Source organism: Vibrio sp. E150_011 (assembly GCF_053544015.1).
This window is the reverse complement of the sequence record NZ_JBHFOL010000001.1, coordinates 625,518-642,075: the sequence shown is the minus strand read 5'-3', so window position 1 is coordinate 642,075 and position 16,558 is coordinate 625,518. Positions and strand designations below refer to the sequence as shown.

Sequence of the window (16,558 nt, the reverse complement as noted above, 5' to 3'; positions counted from 1 at the left end):
TGAATTGTTAATGACACTGCGCCTAAGGCGCGCTGTATTGTTTTGCTAAAAGTTGTAAGGAGTCCACTCTAAACGATAGTGAGAATGGGCTATTATTTTGTAAAACAACGGCAATATCTCCAGTCGAAGTATTGCGCCATCGTGGCGTTCCGTTTTCATACTTCACCCAATTTTGCCTTAAATCTGACAGCGGAAGATAGATAGCGGTTGTCGTATCATTTGAATAGGCGTATCCAGCGGCTGAAAGTGTTTGATAATACCCATGACTGTCGATAACGCCTATGTATAAACTATCGAGTTGGTCTGGTGTTATTCCAGAGGTGACAATCTCGATCGCCCCTGATTTGGGTTGCCCAAATTGTGCAGCATCAATTTGATTGACTAGCGGATATTGCCAAGTATGCCAGGTGTCTAATGTGATCGCTTCATTAATATTCACTCTTGCGTCTTGCAGGCCTTTCCATGACGTTTCTATTTCCTTTACGACATATCCGTCGAGCTTAAGGGTCACTGCTAGGGGCCCGGAACTCGCCCATAATGGTAACATTTGCCCATACCAGTCCAGAGATAGCGCATCTCCCGCTCCACGTGAAACCCAAACATTATCGTCATGAGATATCATGACCTCCCAGCGACTCCAGTGGGTAAATTCAGCTTTTATTTGCATCGCAGCGAAGGCCGTATCCGTTATGTCGGCGACTGAAAACAATGTCACTTCAGGTGGACGTAGTGCTGTGGCATGGGGAGTAGTGAGTTGTATATAGGTCGCGAGTGCTTGTTTGGGGTGATAGTGGGCATCGAGCAACCCAAAGCTCTTCTCTGCGTCTGAAAACCAACCTTGTTGCTCAGGTTCATCGGTTAGCGAAAACCAATTTAGAGCGAATAAGTCTAGGGTTTGAAGCATGGGGAGATAAAATTTGAGTTTTTGTAGTTCATTGGCTTGTTGCACCTCCCAATCTGGTTGTGAGGCGATGGATAAGTATGCCAGCATCCATGGCTTATTGAAGCGTTTTTGAAGGCGCTCACCAAGACGAAGCGCACGTACCCATGGCGACCAATCGGGGGCGGTATGTGCTCGTTCGGTATAACTGGAAAGCATCAGCATACTGGCAACAAAGTCACTGGCCTCAATACTTTGCTGAGCACTGTTAAAGCTTGGCTCGCTGCCTGGTTGATCCCAGTCACCCAGACCAAGACCAATTTTTATTTGCGGAGCTTGTTGACGAATAAGAGCAATGACCTCGAGCATTAACGGATCCCATCCTTCCCAATTCTCAATGCCATGCTTGTTAAATTCAGGCTCCAGAACCAAGTATGCTTGAGGCAATTCACGCAGAAGAGGAATTAACTTCGTTTTCACCTCGTCTAAATATCGCTCTCGGTTAGCTTGCACGTACTCTGGGCTGATTTGATCGCCAAAAAACCAGTAGTTGATCATAGGGATGTAACCGTTGGCATGAGCGCCACGGAGAAGATCGGCCCGGATCCAATGCCAGTCATTATTTTGAGTGATCCACAGCGTGACACTGCGGACCTCAAGATCATGTGCTGACAATGTGTTCCAAATAGGAGAGAAATTTTTGCCACTGCCTACTGGTTGATCAAGCAGTAAGCGAGCCCCTATCCCCCATAGGAAGGGTAGCTTTGACGGTTCGAGTTTCTTTTTTTGTAGTTCAAACATAAACCTCATGGCATCAAGGCGTTGTTGCCAGCTGCGTGCCAGTAAGCTGTTTCGGTTTCCCCAATTTGAATCCAGCTTGGCTTGGAGTTGTGTGGATAGCTCTAACGCTATGCCAATTTGGTTATTTCTTAGTGCTGAAAACATCGCACCAAATAGGGCTTGGATATGCCAGTCTGCTTCCATGTCTATGGTGGCTTTGGCAATCGAGCGATAAAGCGTCAACGCTTGCTTCGGCTGCTGATTGAGTTCTAATAAACTATGCGCGGTAAGGAGTTGCCCACGAATCGCCAGCGGTTGATTTGGTTTACTGGCATAAAGGCGAGCACTAAACTGCTGCATTTGTGATACCGCATTTTTATCACGAAGTTGAAGCAGGTTGACATAGTCGCCAAGGAGCGGGTCGTCTTTATAGACACGCAACAGCGCAAATGCCGCACGCGCCTCTAATCGGTGCACACTAAAGGGGTTTTGACTTAGGTATGCACGATAATCAGACATGGCCTGAGCCCAATTGTGTTCAAACTCGGCAATACGAGCGGAAAGAAATAGGGCTTCACCCTGATAGGGTGGGTGGGCCGTGGCTAATTGAGCTTTAGCAGCGCGCAATTGGCCTTGTTGTATGAACTGGATGCCTTCTCCAATCGGATCTGAGTTTGTTTGTGCCCGTGCTAGAGCAATAGTGCTAAACAAACTGAGCATTGATATCAAAAGAGAAATAAATACTCGCGGTGCCTTTATCGTCTTACCGCGCTTTATCATTATCACCTTCTGCTGAACAGCTCAGGTCGATAGTTTCAAAATACTCGAGATTGTCTCGAATGGTCTCAAGATGCAACGTCGTTTCTGCCGGCAAATTGCAGGCGTCAATCATGGCCAGATTCTCTTTTATGCTCATGACCATCACTTGGATTCGAGCTGAACTGTCATTGACGTCTTCCGCAATGTCATTGAGCTCATCGCCGTCACGGGTTTCTATTGTCGTTGATAACTTACCCATGGAAATATCGATCAGTGCATTGCGAATCCGCTCTACGGGTCCGTATAAGCGATAACTCAACCACCATCCTGCCCATGTTGCTAAGACTAATTGCAATAAAACGAGTAAGACCAACCAATTACTCATCGCATCGTACATTGAGGGGAGAGACTGTGCGACCGCATTTAACTCTTCGGGTAACAATTGAAAAGATAAACGCTCAGCTAACACATCGAGGGTTTGTGCATAGAAAAAGTAAAATTGGACGGCGTTGAGCGCCGCACTGAATAGTGCAATGAATAATACCCGCCATATCAGACGCTTAGATGACAGTGATTGAATGCTTTTGAACATGCTGGGCTGGCGTAACGTGCGCAACATCGTCGCTCTCCATAAACCTGTTGTATATTGAGTATATATCCAATGCAGAATCTGGATCGCAAAATTGAGGAATGCCAATAGAATCGTATTGTGTTGTTCATCGTTGATGTTTTTATCAAAACAATGAACAACTAGCAGCGATAATGTTCATGTGAATACTCACGTTGAAATCGAGGTATCTGCTGGTACTTTCTGTCACCTTAAATGTGATTTTATCGTGACGCCTGTCACATTTACCTCGTTTGGTAATTGTTGAAACCGGTTTCAGAAATAACGTATTAAGCTATCGGAAACGTCGTCAAAGATGACAGATTGGTTGCGGTGTCTGGCTCAAATTACGATGCCATCACCTTCAAATGACATAGGTTCAGTGAGTATGAGTATGAAGACAGGTTTTCCTAGTGATTTCTTATGGGGCGGCGCGGTAGCGGCTCATCAGTTGGAAGGTGGTTGGGACGCCAATGGTAAGGGCGTAAGCGTGGTTGATGTTCTGACTGCTGGTGAGCATGGTGTTCAACGCCGTATAACCGACGGCGTGTTAGACAACGAAGTTTACCCCAATCAACAAGCCGTCGATTTTTATCATCATTATAAAAATGACATCAAACTGTTCGCAGAAATGGGCTTTAAATGTTTCCGCACAAGCATCGCTTGGACCCGTATTTTCCCTAAAGGTGATGAACTAGAACCTTGTGAAGCGGGCCTTGCCTATTACGATGACTTGTTTGATGAGCTTCTTAAGTATGGTATTGAGCCTGTCGTTACCCTAAGCCACTTTGAAATGCCTTACCATCTTGCCAAAGAATATGGCGGCTGGATGAACCGAAAGGTGATTGATTTCTTTGTTCGCTATTCGACCGTAGTGATGGAGCGATATCAACACAAGGTCAAATATTGGATGACGTTCAATGAGATTAATAATCAAGTGAATGTGTCTGCGGACATTTTTGGTTGGATGTGTTCTGGAGTGAAATTTTCAGAATTTGAGCGCCCTCAAGAAGCGATGTATCAAGCGGTACACCATCAATTTGTGGCCAGCGCGTTAGTGGTAAAAATAGGTCACGATATCAATCCAGAAATGAAGATTGGTGCAATGTGCGCCATGGTGCCATTTTATCCTCGCTCTTCTAAACCTGAGGATGTCATGCTGGCGCAACAAGCCATGCGTGATCGCTATCTATTCTCAGATGTGATGGTGAGAGGCCATTATCCAACGTATGCCAAGCGTGATTGGGCGATGAAAGGCTATGACATTGTTATGCATCCAGGGGATGAACAGCTACTGAAGCAAGGCAAAGCCGATTACCTCGGCTTTAGTTATTACATGTCGAACACATTGGATTCTACTTCTCATCAATCAACGGAGGAGAGTATGGATGGCGGCCATGAGAATTCGGTAGACAACCCTTTCATTGAATCGAGTGATTGGGGCTGGCCGATTGATCCAACGGGACTAAGGTTCTGTCTTGCCTCACTGTACGAGCGCTATGAAGTGCCGTTGTTTATCGTTGAAAATGGCTTTGGTATGGTTGATAAGGTTGAACAAGATGGCAGCATTAATGACGACAGCCGGATCGCGTATTTAAGTCAACATATCGCAGAAATGAAAAAAGCGGTGGATATTGATGGGGTCGATTTAATGGGTTATACCCCGTGGGGCTGTATTGATTTAGTGTCGTTTACAACCGGTGAAATGAAAAAGCGTTATGGCTTTATCTATGTGGATAAACATAACGACGGCAGCGGGACTTTGGCTCGTACCAAGAAAAAGTCATTTAACTGGTATCAGCGGGTTATTGCATCTAACGGCAGTACTTTATAAGTTTTCAAATATTAAATAATACGCGCTTCCTGCCATTCGTATTATGGTGGGGAGCGGCATTGCTAATGTAAGAGTGAGCAGTCCATGAAAGTGACGATGCTGGATGTTGCCAATAAAGCTAGGGTCTCTAAATCGACCGTTTCTCGCGTGCTGAATCGGAAAAATATCGTTAGACCGGATGTGGTTAAACGTGTCTTTGATGCGATTCAAGAAACCGGCTATCGACCGAATATTTTGGCGCAAAATCTGGCAATGAGAAAAACCAACTTTATTGGGTTTGTCATGAGTAATGTCTTATTTGACGGGCCGTATTTTTCTACCTTGATGAATCATGCCGCCTCTTTTTGCGAAGAGACTCAGCATCAGTTAGTCATGACAGACGGTAAGCATAGTAAGGCAGAAGAAAGAGCCGCGATTAACTTTCTTCTGGATATGAAGTGTGCGGGTATTATTGTGTACGCCAAATATTTAAATGAGAAAGAACTTGGAGACCTCATCAGCAGTACCGATACGCCAATTATGGTGCTAAATCGGAATGTCTCTGAGTATCCTAACAACGCCATTACGACCGACCATTATCGCAGTGCGTGTATGATGGTTGAGCATATCGTGGAAAAGGGGCACACCGATATCGCTATTATTCGAGGCAACCCTAATTCCCTCACCGACTTACAGCGCTATCAGGCCTACCGAGATACGCTGACAAAATATGGATTGCCTTTACGCCCCGAATTTGAGCAACAGGGTAATTGGATGTTAGCGGGTGGTTATAGTGCTGCGGAGGCTTTGCTACAAGGCATCAAAACCCCCACTGCCATTTTAGCTTGTAATGATGATATGGCCGTGGGTGCGATGAAAGCACTTACTAACGCCGGCCTGACGTTACCAAAAGATATGTCTATCGCTGGTTTTGATAACAGTAATATAGGTGAATATCTATCGCCTAGCTTGAGCTCGGTGAGTGTCCCATTAGAAAGTATGATTCAGGCGGCAATCTTGTATATATTGGGTGACCATAGTCATTCTGATATTCCCTCTCTCTCTGGATCTTTAGTGATTAGAAGCTCTATCGTTGATATGTCCAACTGAGTTGATCGCGAAGAGACTTCTATTCAAGAGGCCGTCTCCATTTAGTCATTCTTTTTCCTTTCTTTTGTCTCTCTGTTACACACAAGTAGTACCTTTTATGAATCGGTCATTGTCGGGTTACTTATATTATCTATTGCCTTATTCAGTTCTTAATTAAAAATTATAAATAAAATCAATATCTTATTTTTATGTTGGCATCGCTTTTTCTCGTGCCTTGAGAAAAACTGTCATCATTCATTCGAATATCGATGAGTTCTGGGTGTTATGCATTTAAAGATCGGATGGGGCTTAATTATTTAGGGGTTCCCATTGGGGTTCCTTTGGGGTTATATTGTATTCCAACGGAGCAACGCTGATACGGAATTAGGTAACAACTTTAACTCAAATTAAGGCGACCGATATGAATACATTAGCAAATGGTAAAGCAATTATAGGTACAGAGCTTGTTGGCGAGAATGGTGAAATTATCATCCACACAGGTGACGCATCTGAAGGGTTTTGTACAGAAATTCTGCGTGATATGTCGAATGACCCTAAGCGTGAAGCTGGGCCGATAAATGTACAAAGAACAGCAGGTGGAATGGCACACCAGGGCATTCCAACGATGATGCGAGCCCCACTAGCCTTTACTCCAGAAGACCTGAAAGTTGGCAATGTTGATGTAGCATTTATGGGCGCCGGCATTGATATGGCCATCAGTCGTAGAGGTGGGGCGTGGGGGCCACAAGCATTCCGCACTTCCGATATTCTGACGCCATGGGGTGAAACCTTTGATATGGACCAAAATGGTTCAGGGGTGGACTTTAACAAAGAGCTCAACATGGTGGATTATGGCGATGCCCCGATTGACCCTTTCTCTATGGAACGCAGTATTGCACCAGTGAGAAAAATGGTGACAGAGATTTGCGAAGCCAATGCCATCCCGGTCATCATTGGTGGCGATCACTCACTGATGTACATGGATCTCACTGCCGTCACTGATGTTCACGGTAAAGGTAAGGTGGGCGTGATTCATTTTGATGCTCATGTTGATGGGGAATGCCATGGGTTTGGCCACTATTTAACCCACGGGTCTCCTGTTCGTCGCTTGATAGATGAGGGACATGTTAAGGGAGAAAACTTTGTGCAAATTGGTATGCGTGGCTATTTGTTCAGTAATGAACTGCTTCACTGGATGCGTAAACACAATATGCCATATCACTTCATGTCTGAAATCGAAGTCGATGGGTTCGATGTCGTAATGGAAAGAGCCATTAAGGAAGCAAAATCAAACGGTGTAGAGAAGATCTTTATTTCTTTTGATATGGACGCACTTGATGTTTCTGTGGCAAATGCGTGTGCCTCTCCGGAAGTGGGTGGATTAACCACACAACAAGTACTACCAGCGCTTCGCAAGATAGCGATGCAAAATGAGGTCGTTGGGATGGATATTGTGGAATGGAACCCATTGCTTGACCATGATGGAAGCTCAAAGCTCATTGCCAATAGAATTGTTCGTGAAGTGCTAACGGGTATTTCATTACGACGTAAAGGCATTGTGGAGGGGAGCGGTTTAGCAGAAGAGTATGTGTATAGCCCAAGAACGAAAAAAGCATTGGAAGAGGGGACTGATGTGACACAAGTGAAAGGCCAAGTCGATTTGACTTCAATGCATGCATTAGCTGCTGTTACGGCAGTTAAATAAGACAATGTCTGCAAATGACTGGGTGCTCAATGGTGTGCACCCAAAATATAATTAGAGGTGAGTATGAACAAATCTAGATTGTATGTAGGCGTTGTATTGGTAGGAATTGCTGCAGTATTGCCTTTTATTTCTGTGCCATTAATTTCCATGAGCCCATTATCGACGGCAGCAAAAGCTACCGCTATTACCATCATGGTCGCTGGAGCTCCGGAAGTCATATTGTTGCTGGCTGGTGTTGTAATGGGGAAGGACAATTTAAGTCAGTTGGTAAAGCGCTTATTGTCCCCGGTTAAATCCGCGTTAGATAAACTGAAACAAGTACTGCATACCGCAATGCATAGCAGATAAAGAAAGTACTGCCCCAAAAGTATGAAGAAAGAACATAGATACAACTTAACTTTAGGGTTCCTATTGTATATTCTTTGGGAATCCTATGTTGTCGAGTGCGAGTAGATGAAAGAAGAGAGAATCGTTCCTGTTACATTGAAGTTTACTAGTTCGTTTTTGGCTGAGTTTGAACAGCATCTCGAACAGTTCAATGTAAGCTACGGAAAAAACCTAAAAAGAGCATCGCTGATGAAATTTTATGTGGAGGAGAATATGGCCTTGTATACTGGAGATACCATCACACAGTTTAGCGCTGCAACATCGGCACTCAAAGCTAATCCTGATTTATTAGAATTAGTCAAAGTGTGGATAGAACAACAAGAGCGTTCAAAAAATCAGTAGATTACCTGATAGCCTAAGGTCAGCAGTGCTTGGGATTATTAGTTTCGATTGATTTCTATTAGATGTTACATGCGACAAACGGCAATAGTCTGTAAACGGCAATAGTTCACAGACTATTGCCGTTTACTTCGATATTACAAAATCTTTAAAATTGACTCACGTGCAAGTCGTGATTTCGGTAGCGTCGCGTTATAGTCTTCGTCTTGGTGATGGTAGCCCATGGCTAAAGCGACATCACATTGATACCCATCAAGCTCTTCAGCGAAAATCTCACCAATCAGATCTGGATCAACCCCTTCCATTGTTGTTGAGTCAATGCCAAGACGAGCGAGGACATGCAGCGTATTGCCTAGTGCAAGGTAAGTTTGTGCCTTCGTCCAAGCAGAAGTATCACCCGATTCATCGGTATTTTGCTCTGCAAAGGCAAAACCCCCGAATGCTTGTTCACGCTTCTCCGGTGCAGTGCGTCCATCCTCGATACCCTTATCCACTACTTTCGCGTAATCATCGCGGGTGTAGTGTGGGTTATAAGCAAATAGAACAATGTGTGACGCTGCTTTGATATGTGGCTGGTTAAATTGGTATTTATTAGCAAATGTGTCATGCATGCGCTGCTTTGCTTCGTCGCTCTCAATGACAATGAACTTCCAAGGTTGTGAATTAATTGATGATGCCGATAGGCGAATCGCGTCATAGATGACTTCAAGTTCTTCTTGCGGGATACGTTTAGTTTCATCGTAACGTTTTGCCGTATAACGTTGCTCTAAATCAGAAATAATTGGATGCGTCATGGTTTTCTCCGTCATAAACAGGGGCTGCTAACAGCGTTTTTAATCAACTAAGCGATGTGTGTCATTTCATTTATAACGAAGCTTGCCACACAGCCTTCTGTTGCTGCCATGTAGTCTGCAATATGACTGCTCGCCAAGTGAGTTTGCAAAAGCTCACGTGAGGTCCAGTTCTCATAGAAAGTGAAATGAGCTGGGTTCTCATTGTTTTGATGAAGATCGTAGTTAATGCAACCTTCTTCCGCACGAGTGGCGTCGATAAGCTTGAGTAACTCAGCTTTCACAAATTCAATTTTATCTTCGTTTGCTACGATGTTGGCGATGATGGTTAGTTTGGTCATGGGTAATCTCATTTGTTTATGCCGGCATTTCATGGTCGAAAGATTCGATTGGCCGAGCTTAGTGTTGTTTTGACGTTCAATTTCGACTTGTCGTCGGTATCAACAAATCATAGTCGTATAATTAATAATTAAAAACAGGCTATAATTTGAATTATTATCAAATTATATTTGATAATGGTCTTACGATACTAACCTTATATGGGTAGAAATAATGCTTTTAGAAGACTTACAGGTCATATTAAAGGTTGCTGAGTTTCGCAGTATCACTGCCGCGGCGACCAACCTTGATATGCGAACTGCGACCGCCAGTGCTGCCGTAAAGCGAGTCGAAGCATCCTTGGGCGCGGAAATATTCATCAGAACAACTCGCCATTTGCGCCTGTCTTCGGCAGGAGAACGCTATCTCCCACAATGTGAGCAGGCGTTGAAATTGCTGGAACAAGCCAAGCTTAATATGCGAGAAGAGTTGGGTATTATTGATGGGGAGATCAGAATCGCGGTATCTTCTGACTTTGGTCGAAATATCGTTGTGCCTTGGCTCGATGAGTTTTTAGTTGAACACCCTAACGTGTCACTTCGTACCAGTGTTAGTGACAGTAATATTGATTTTTATCGAGACTCAGTGGATATGGCGCTGCGTTATGGGCCTCAAACCGACGCGAATTTATATGGATTCAAAATTTGCGATGTTCCTCGGGTATTGTGTGCTAGTCCTGAGTATCTCAGTGATCATGACGCGCCTACCGCGCCCACTGACTTACTGAATCACAATGCTCTGTTCTATCAATTGCATGACATTTTACAAGATGAATGGACGTTTTATGATGAAAAACAATCATATAAAATGAAATTGAAAGGGAACCGAGCCTCCAATGACAGCGACTTTGTCCGGCGCTGGTGTGTTGAGGGAAAGGGTATTGCTTATAAATCATGCATCGATATGTCGAACGACTTATTGGCGGGTCGGGTGGTGAGTTTAATGCCAGATTATACGCCGACGCCCACCGAGTTGTGGCTAGTGTGTCCAAGTCGTCAGTCGATTACGCCAACAGTACGGTTGTTGCGTGACCTATTTAGAAGCAAAGCCAACGCGATTCTGTCTCGCTTAACGGAGGAAGGGGTACTCGTGAGCGGATCTCGGCGTAGTATTCAACCACGCAACGCTAAGTGATTAGTGTGATCAATGAAGAGAAGGGGCAATGTTGAATATAATGATATGAATTGAATATGTTATATTTCAGTAAGACGACCTTCAACCTAGGTTTATTCACTTTATAGAATGGAGAACATGAGTGAAACTTCTTAAATTTGGTCTTGGGCTATCACTTTTATTGACCAGTGCTACGTCAAGCGCAGATAGCTTTCAGTTTTTGGTGGGGGTCGACACTGGTAAGTCTTTTGCTGGTGGTATCGAAGGGACAATCTATGACAACTATATCATCGGGGCTCAAGCGAACTTAGATTCTACCGATAGTTATAACTCTGGACCCTATTCGCATTCTACGATCAGCGATGCTACTTATACTCAGAAACGTTCAGCACAATACTACACTTTATACACTGGCTATCGGTTCACTAAGTCTGCTGTTGAAGGTTTGGCTATTAAGGTAGGCGTAACACAAATGAGGCTCACAATGAGTGCGGATGTGTATGGGACTGAGAATGGTGACGCTGCATCTGAAGAGTTATATAAAATCAACGAATCTAAACTCCTACCGTTTATCGGCGTTGGTTATCCAATTGCTGAACGTTTGACGTTAAATGTCCACGCGAGTTTTGGTGGATTAGAAACGATTACGGTGGATGGTCAGCAAGAATCTACAGGGATAGATGCCACGAATGTGAGCTTTCTCGTTGGATTTAGGTTCTAAGGCCAACATGCTAGATGTTAGATGTTAGATGTTAGATGTTAGATGTTAGATGTTACAAGATACAAGGATGTAATCGAAACTTGTCTCTGTCTTCTTGAATGAATAAGCCCAAGCACTGCTTGGGCTTTTTAGTGGACGGGGTATCTACCGTCCGGTTAGTGTCTTCGGGTTGAACAATACCGAGCCGCTATGCCCCTTTAGGTGGCGTAAACGCCATCATATCAAGGACTTTGCCAGTGTATTTTTCGATACGAACCAATGACGAGTTCGCCGCACATCCGTTAGCAAGTCGAGAGGTGGGAATATCACTGGTTAACACGTTCGCTCCACCATTGCGACAGATCCCCGTTTCTGGGTCGAAGTCGGGCCAGCCCCCTTCATGGATACATACTGAGCCTTGTTTAATGCCATCGCTCACGAGCGCGCCAACCAACACCTCACCGCGATCGTTATAAGCACGAACCAAATCGCCCGATTGAATACCGCGCGCTTTTGCATCGGCCGTATTGATGGTAATTGGTTCTCGGTTTGCAATCGCATACTCGTCGCGAAGCTTGGCATAGTTGAATTGGCTGTGTAAACGATGGGCGGCATGCGCCGTCATTAGTTGCAATTCATCTTCTTTGGCCGTGCCACTAAATTCAGTGGGTGGCAGCCAAGTTGGATGAGCTGGGCAATCTTTATAGCCATAGCCTTCAATGGTTTTCGAGTAAATCTCGATACGACCACTTGGTGTACCTAGTGGATTCAAAACCGGGTCTTTTCTAAACTCAGCATGTTGAACGTAAGCCGCGGCCTTCTTATTCATCTTCATTTCAATCAGCTGATTGTCGTCCCAGAACTTCCCAAAGTTTGGCATACGAACCCTGGCAGCACGCCCTCCTTTTTGCGCCGCCTCATAGAACCCTTTAAGCCAATCCATCTCGGTTTTGCCTTCAGTATAGACGTCATGCCCGCCTGTTCTTATTTGCTCTGACATATCAGCAAAAACAGCAAAATCACTTCGTGCTTCACCTTGTGGCTCAACCACTTTTTTCATTGGAACAAGGTGTTGGTTACTGTAGTCACCGGTCATGGTTAAGTCATTACGCTCAAAGGATGTCGTAATAGGCAACACAATATCGGCATGCTTAGCCGCGGCGGTCCAATAGATCTCTGATATGACAATGAGTTCCGGTTTTTGCCATGCCTTGATCAGGCGGTTAGTGTCTTGGTGATGAGTAAAGTTAGCGCCACCCGCCCACCAAATCATCTTGATATCAGGGAAGGTTAATTCATGTCCGTTGTGTTGATAATTGGCGCCAGGGTTTTCTAGTGCCTCGACGATGCGTGCAACAGGGAATGCATTGACGGCGCCCGAGACTGCCCAGTCGTTACCTGCCGAAGATCCGCCACCAATAGAAGATGAAATCGCTGGCAGCACGCCTGCATCACGTGTTGGGTTCCCACCATTCGAATAATGGTAGGAGAAGCCAAAGCCACCCCCTGGAAGACCTATTTGGCCTAGCATGGCGGCAAGAGTCGCGATCATCCAGTGACGTTGTTCTCCGTATTGTTGGCGTTGGATTCCCCAACCTGCCATCAACATGGTGCGATTTGAGCTGAAGATATCCGCCAGCAGTTCAAGCTGCTTTGCCGGCACCCCAGTGATGTCCGCTGCCCATTCTGGTGTTTTTTCAACACCGTCTTCTTTGCCTAGTAAATAGGCCTCGAATTTGTCGTAACCCGTGGTGTATTTATCAAGGAAGGCTTTATCGTGTTTTCCTTTGCTGACCAGTGAGTGTGCGATGCCGAGCAGCATGGCCACATCAGTCATTGGGCGAGGGGCAATCCATTGGATATTATCACCGAAGAAATCGATAGTCTCAGAGCGCATTGGGTCAATGGCTATAATGGTTTTTCCCGATTTTTTTAGCTGATGGAAAAACTCTAAGCCAGAGCAGTCCGTTGAGCTCCATGCAATCTTGAGTGTATTGATAGGATTCATGCCCCAAAGGACGACGACATCGCTGCTTTCCAATACGACAGGGTGACTGGTTTGCTGTTCATAGACTTCAATCGACCCCATAACATGCGGCATGATGACTTGCGCAGCCCCCGTTGAGTAATCGCCTAAATGTCCAGAATAGCCACCTGCCAAGCTCATATAACGTTGCAACAACGTTTGTGCTTTGTGGAGAACCCCTGAAGAGCGCCAGCCGTATGAGCCGGCAAATATAGATTCAGGACCGTTCTCTTTACGAATCCGCATGTGTTGTTCGTGGATGAGCTTGTACGCATCGTCCCATGACACTTGAACGTACTCATCTTTACCACGCGTGCCTTTAGGGGCGGTAGGATTGTCTAAATAGCCTTTACGGACCATTGGGTGTTCGATACGTGCTTTTGTGTACACCTGATCAGGGCCAGTAGACTGCAAACTATTGGGAACGGTTTGCGCTAATGCATTCTTGGTAGCAACCAGCTTCCCGTCTTTTACTTCGCATAGCATTGGGCCCATGCGACCAGCGGTCAATACACCCGATCCTCGTTTTGAGGCGGCGGCAGCGGACAGAGGCGTTAGGGAAGTAAAGGCGGCAGCACCTGCTGCCATTGACGTCCCTTTTAGGAATCCGCGACGTGTGATATCAGTCATAGTAATGTCCTTGTTGTTTTAGTGACCAACCACGTCTTTTGCGTGGTTTTGGAAGAATTTAGTTAAGATCTCGAGATCAAGGGCTGAGATATCGGTACGCTCACCCATGCCTTTTGCTACAGGGCCCCAGGCGTTGACCGTGAAATGATTCGAAGGGATCTTGGCATGACAGGTTGAGCAGTAGACATTATCGAGCTCCTCAGCGTAAGCCCACAAAGGATCTGGGCTGCTAAGAACAGGGGCATCGATTTGGGCGGTGAGTACAGCACTGCGCCATTCATTACCATATTCGTCAGCGGCGTAGTCGCCAATTTTGAGCGTATTTTGTCCTTCGTCAGACAGCATGGCGATGATGCTTCGCTTACCCTCAGCCATGTAGAGCACCTGCTCAGCTCCTTTCATCTGGTAACCTGACAATTGGATGGTTCTGACGTCGTCCTTTGTATCGACAACCGCCATTTTGACCGCAGGATTAATAGAGCCGAGATCGCCTAATGAGATCTTAGCGACAGAGTACACTTCCTTTGCATCAACGGTCGTTTGCTCTGCTTTAGCGACGACTCGGTTGTAGGCTTCGCTGTCGAGCTCGGGCTCTGGTGCAAAGTGTGCGACACCTTTGTGGCAATCAATACACGTTTGATTATTGGCGATACCGTATTCGTGCATTTTTGCTGCGTCTTCTGACTGTTCATAGCTGTCCATTGCATCGAATGAGTGACATGAACGACAGGTAGCCGAATCGTTAGCTCTTAGTTGAGCCCAGACGGTTTCAGCCATTGCCATCCGATGTTCTTCATACTTGTCTTCCGTATCAATTTTGCCAGTGACAAACTCGTGGTAAATGTCTTTTGAGGCGCGGATCTTAGTGATCACATAATCGATTGGATCAGACGGAATATGACAGTCTGAGCATTCCGCGCGAATGCCTTTGGCATTGGTGAAATGAACGGATCCTTGATACTCCTCATAGGGGATTTGCATGGTGTGGCAAGAGATACAAAACTCGGTGCTTGAGGTTTTGTGCATGATGGCAGCACTGCCACCAAAGGTTAACCAACCGATGAGAATCCCCACGAGGGTGATGAGTAGTACATGTCTTTTTTTTATATTCATGATGATTTATTAATAATTGTGTCATTTGGTAACTTCTCTTAAAAATACTCCTTAAGTGGTACTTCGGTGATTGATTTAAATCATGAATACCCACTCAAATTTCAATGATTTTTTGTTATGTGGGTACGCTCACTTTTATAAAGTGTTGGGTGATGTGCTTAGCCTAACGGGTAACGTGTGGTTAGCTTTTTACCTGATAGTGTGTGCCTTCGAGAGCAAAGTATTTTATTAGCAGGAAAGCAATATGACACTTCTCGTGTCGATAATGACCAGCACGGGGTTTGAGTTATAGGGGTTAAATGCCGAAAGCGGAGTTCGAATGGTGAGGAAGGTAAATTTCAGCCGCATTACTGCGAGGTTGTTGCCTTGTAAGCTGCTAATAGAATGGCGTCCAGCTTTGATAAACCTAATTTACTATTCTGGTGAGGGGGCATGGGATTGTGGAGCAGTTACGGGTTTTCGTCCTCTAAGCCTTCAATTAGAAATCTTGCGCCGTCACCATGAGATGACACCTCATCATTAGGATTAAACAGGCCGCAGCTTTTAAGTGACAAGCAACCGCACCCGATGCAGGTATCTAGATTATTCCGCAGTCTTTGCATCTCGAGTATTTTTTGATCCAGGGTCGATGCCCAGCGCTTGGACAGGCGTTCCCAATCTCTTTTGTTAGGTTGTCTCGCATCGGGTAGCGAGGAGAGTGCGGAACGGATCTCTTCAAGAGAAACCCCCACTTGTTGCGCGGCTCGAATAACGGAGATCGTACGTAGGGTTGCGGCATGGTAGCGTCGTTGATTACCATCGGTGCGAATGGAATGAATTAACCCTTTTGACTCATAAAACCGAAGAGCAGAAGCCGCAACACCACTACGTTTTGCCGCTTCACCTATCGTAAAAAAACGGGTTTTCTTCATATGTTAATCTCACTAAATAATCAATTGACTTAAAGTTACCTTTAACTTTTATCCTAGCACAACATTTGCGAGCAATAGGATAAAATACCATGTCGACACATACACCAGCTTACCTAATATGCAGTTCTATATTTGAAGATGACCACGCGTCTTTGCTTCCTTATTTTGATGCTGTTCATCCATTGCTTGAAAAGTCAGGAGCAGAGTTACTGATAGCTGGATCTCTTGAGCAAAACCTAGAGCAAGTGGAAGGGGAGTGGCCTAATTCGAGTGCCAAGTTTACGTTATTCAAGTTCGAATTCATGGACAAGCTAAAGGCATTTTGGTACTCCGAGGAATATCAAAGTATTAAACACCTGAGAACTAACGTCATTCCTCCAAATTTTACCTTTATCGTTGAGGGGTTTGATGAGGCAAGTTATCGCGTAGAATAATCGTCATAAGGAATAAATTAACGAACAGTTGATTCACCAGTCGAGCGAAAGGTGCCGTGAATCGATCTCAAATGAATACCCCCTTTCGATGTGACGAAAAGGA

15 protein-coding genes are annotated in these 16,558 nt (G+C 45.1%); 8 read left to right on the top strand and 7 right to left on the bottom strand.

What is annotated here, in order from left to right; genetic code table 11:
- Window positions 1–22 precede the first annotated feature (22 nt).
- On the bottom strand, window positions 23–2,440 hold the full coding sequence (locus ACE1OE_RS02635; RefSeq protein WP_449210014.1) for a hypothetical protein: 2,418 nt from the start codon (window positions 2,438–2,440) through the stop codon (window positions 23–25).
- The gene (locus tag ACE1OE_RS02630; protein WP_449210013.1) at window positions 2,424–3,038 is read right to left on the bottom strand and encodes a HAMP domain-containing protein; all 615 of its coding nucleotides are present in this window, start codon (window positions 3,036–3,038) and stop codon (window positions 2,424–2,426) included. The genes ACE1OE_RS02635 and ACE1OE_RS02630 overlap by 17 nt, the downstream gene beginning before the upstream one ends.
- A 382-nt stretch (window positions 3,039–3,420) precedes the next feature.
- On the opposite strand from ACE1OE_RS02630, the gene ACE1OE_RS02625 reads away from it, so the two are divergent.
- The 5 genes from ACE1OE_RS02625 (at window position 3,421) to ACE1OE_RS02605 (ending at window position 8,362) form a co-directional block, all read left to right on the top strand.
- Entirely contained in the window at window positions 3,421–4,860 is a 1,440-nt protein-coding gene (locus ACE1OE_RS02625; RefSeq protein ID WP_449210106.1) for a 6-phospho-beta-glucosidase, read from the top strand.
- A gap of 84 nt (window positions 4,861–4,944) precedes the next feature.
- Complete coding sequence (locus ACE1OE_RS02620) at window positions 4,945–5,949, top strand: LacI family DNA-binding transcriptional regulator (RefSeq protein ID WP_449210012.1); 1,005 nt, start codon at window positions 4,945–4,947, stop codon at window positions 5,947–5,949.
- Window positions 5,950–6,349: 400 nt separating this feature from the next.
- Window positions 6,350–7,633, top strand: coding sequence for an agmatinase family protein (locus ACE1OE_RS02615; protein WP_102468952.1), 1,284 nt, complete (start codon window positions 6,350–6,352; stop codon window positions 7,631–7,633).
- Window positions 7,634–7,696: 63 nt separating this feature from the next.
- Window positions 7,697–7,981 (top strand): transporter suffix domain-containing protein, encoded by a 285-nt coding sequence (locus tag ACE1OE_RS02610; RefSeq protein WP_449210011.1) that lies wholly within the window; start codon window positions 7,697–7,699, stop codon window positions 7,979–7,981.
- 105 nt (window positions 7,982–8,086) lie between these two features.
- Entirely contained in the window at window positions 8,087–8,362 is a 276-nt protein-coding gene (locus ACE1OE_RS02605) for a hypothetical protein (RefSeq protein WP_102468954.1), read from the top strand.
- Between the two features lie 134 nt (window positions 8,363–8,496).
- Here the strand turns inward: ACE1OE_RS02605 and ACE1OE_RS02600 are convergent, their stop codons facing one another.
- A complete protein-coding gene (locus tag ACE1OE_RS02600; RefSeq protein WP_449210010.1) occupies window positions 8,497–9,153 on the bottom strand; it encodes an NAD(P)H-dependent oxidoreductase in 657 nt (218 codons plus the stop codon).
- 47 nt (window positions 9,154–9,200) lie between these two features.
- Complete coding sequence (locus tag ACE1OE_RS02595) at window positions 9,201–9,491, bottom strand: putative quinol monooxygenase (RefSeq protein WP_102468956.1); 291 nt, start codon at window positions 9,489–9,491, stop codon at window positions 9,201–9,203.
- Window positions 9,492–9,702: 211 nt separating this feature from the next.
- Here ACE1OE_RS02595 and ACE1OE_RS02590 point away from each other — a divergent pair, with 211 nt between their 5' ends.
- Both ACE1OE_RS02590 and ACE1OE_RS02585 read left to right on the top strand, forming a co-directional pair.
- Window positions 9,703–10,662, top strand: coding sequence for a LysR substrate-binding domain-containing protein (locus ACE1OE_RS02590; protein ID WP_449210009.1), 960 nt, complete (start codon window positions 9,703–9,705; stop codon window positions 10,660–10,662).
- 121 nt (window positions 10,663–10,783) lie between these two features.
- On the top strand, window positions 10,784–11,362 hold the full coding sequence (locus ACE1OE_RS02585) for a hypothetical protein (RefSeq protein ID WP_449210008.1): 579 nt from the start codon (window positions 10,784–10,786) through the stop codon (window positions 11,360–11,362).
- Between the two features lie 187 nt (window positions 11,363–11,549).
- Here the strand turns inward: ACE1OE_RS02585 and ACE1OE_RS02580 are convergent, their stop codons facing one another.
- The 3 genes from ACE1OE_RS02580 to soxR all read right to left on the bottom strand — a co-directional run bounded on the left by ACE1OE_RS02580 (window position 11,550) and on the right by soxR (window position 16,021).
- The gene (locus ACE1OE_RS02580; protein WP_449210007.1) at window positions 11,550–13,997 is read right to left on the bottom strand and encodes a molybdopterin guanine dinucleotide-containing S/N-oxide reductase; all 2,448 of its coding nucleotides are present in this window, start codon (window positions 13,995–13,997) and stop codon (window positions 11,550–11,552) included.
- An 18-nt stretch (window positions 13,998–14,015) separates the two neighbouring features.
- Window positions 14,016–15,110 carry a NapC/NirT family cytochrome c gene (locus ACE1OE_RS02575; RefSeq protein ID WP_449210006.1) on the bottom strand — a complete coding sequence of 365 codons (1,095 nt, stop codon included), beginning with the start codon at window positions 15,108–15,110 and terminating at the stop codon, window positions 14,016–14,018.
- A gap of 449 nt (window positions 15,111–15,559) precedes the next feature.
- Entirely contained in the window at window positions 15,560–16,021 is a 462-nt protein-coding gene (soxR, locus tag ACE1OE_RS02570) for a redox-sensitive transcriptional activator SoxR (protein WP_449210005.1), read from the bottom strand.
- Between the two features lie 89 nt (window positions 16,022–16,110).
- Between soxR and ACE1OE_RS02565 the strand changes: the two genes are divergently transcribed.
- Window positions 16,111–16,455: a DUF1330 domain-containing protein gene (locus ACE1OE_RS02565; protein ID WP_449210004.1), complete on the top strand. Its 345-nt coding sequence runs from the start codon at window positions 16,111–16,113 to the stop codon at window positions 16,453–16,455.
- Window positions 16,456–16,558: the final 103 nt, after the last annotated feature.

What these genes read in the sequence shown, in the direction of transcription:
- ACE1OE_RS02615 (WP_102468952.1), top strand. Translation starts at nt 6,350, where the DNA reads ATGAATACATTAGCAAATGGTAAAGCAATTATAGGTACAGAGCTTGTT.
- ACE1OE_RS02575 (WP_449210006.1), bottom strand. Translation starts at nt 15,110, where the DNA reads ATGAATATAAAAAAAAGACATGTACTACTCATCACCCTCGTGGGGATT.
- ACE1OE_RS02620 (WP_449210012.1), top strand. Translation starts at nt 4,945, where the DNA reads ATGAAAGTGACGATGCTGGATGTTGCCAATAAAGCTAGGGTCTCTAAA.
- ACE1OE_RS02630 (WP_449210013.1), bottom strand. Translation starts at nt 3,038, where the DNA reads ATGTTGCGCACGTTACGCCAGCCCAGCATGTTCAAAAGCATTCAATCA.
- ACE1OE_RS02610 (WP_449210011.1), top strand. Translation starts at nt 7,697, where the DNA reads ATGAACAAATCTAGATTGTATGTAGGCGTTGTATTGGTAGGAATTGCT.
- ACE1OE_RS02600 (WP_449210010.1), bottom strand. Translation starts at nt 9,153, where the DNA reads ATGACGCATCCAATTATTTCTGATTTAGAGCAACGTTATACGGCAAAA.
- ACE1OE_RS02595 (WP_102468956.1), bottom strand. Translation starts at nt 9,491, where the DNA reads ATGACCAAACTAACCATCATCGCCAACATCGTAGCAAACGAAGATAAA.
- soxR (WP_449210005.1), bottom strand. Translation starts at nt 16,021, where the DNA reads ATGAAGAAAACCCGTTTTTTTACGATAGGTGAAGCGGCAAAACGTAGT.
- ACE1OE_RS02580 (WP_449210007.1), bottom strand. Translation starts at nt 13,997, where the DNA reads ATGACTGATATCACACGTCGCGGATTCCTAAAAGGGACGTCAATGGCA.
- ACE1OE_RS02565 (WP_449210004.1), top strand. Translation starts at nt 16,111, where the DNA reads ATGTCGACACATACACCAGCTTACCTAATATGCAGTTCTATATTTGAA.
- ACE1OE_RS02605 (WP_102468954.1), top strand. Translation starts at nt 8,087, where the DNA reads ATGAAAGAAGAGAGAATCGTTCCTGTTACATTGAAGTTTACTAGTTCG.
- ACE1OE_RS02625 (WP_449210106.1), top strand. Translation starts at nt 3,421, where the DNA reads ATGAAGACAGGTTTTCCTAGTGATTTCTTATGGGGCGGCGCGGTAGCG.
- ACE1OE_RS02590 (WP_449210009.1), top strand. Translation starts at nt 9,703, where the DNA reads ATGCTTTTAGAAGACTTACAGGTCATATTAAAGGTTGCTGAGTTTCGC.
- ACE1OE_RS02635 (WP_449210014.1), bottom strand. Translation starts at nt 2,440, where the DNA reads ATGATAAAGCGCGGTAAGACGATAAAGGCACCGCGAGTATTTATTTCT.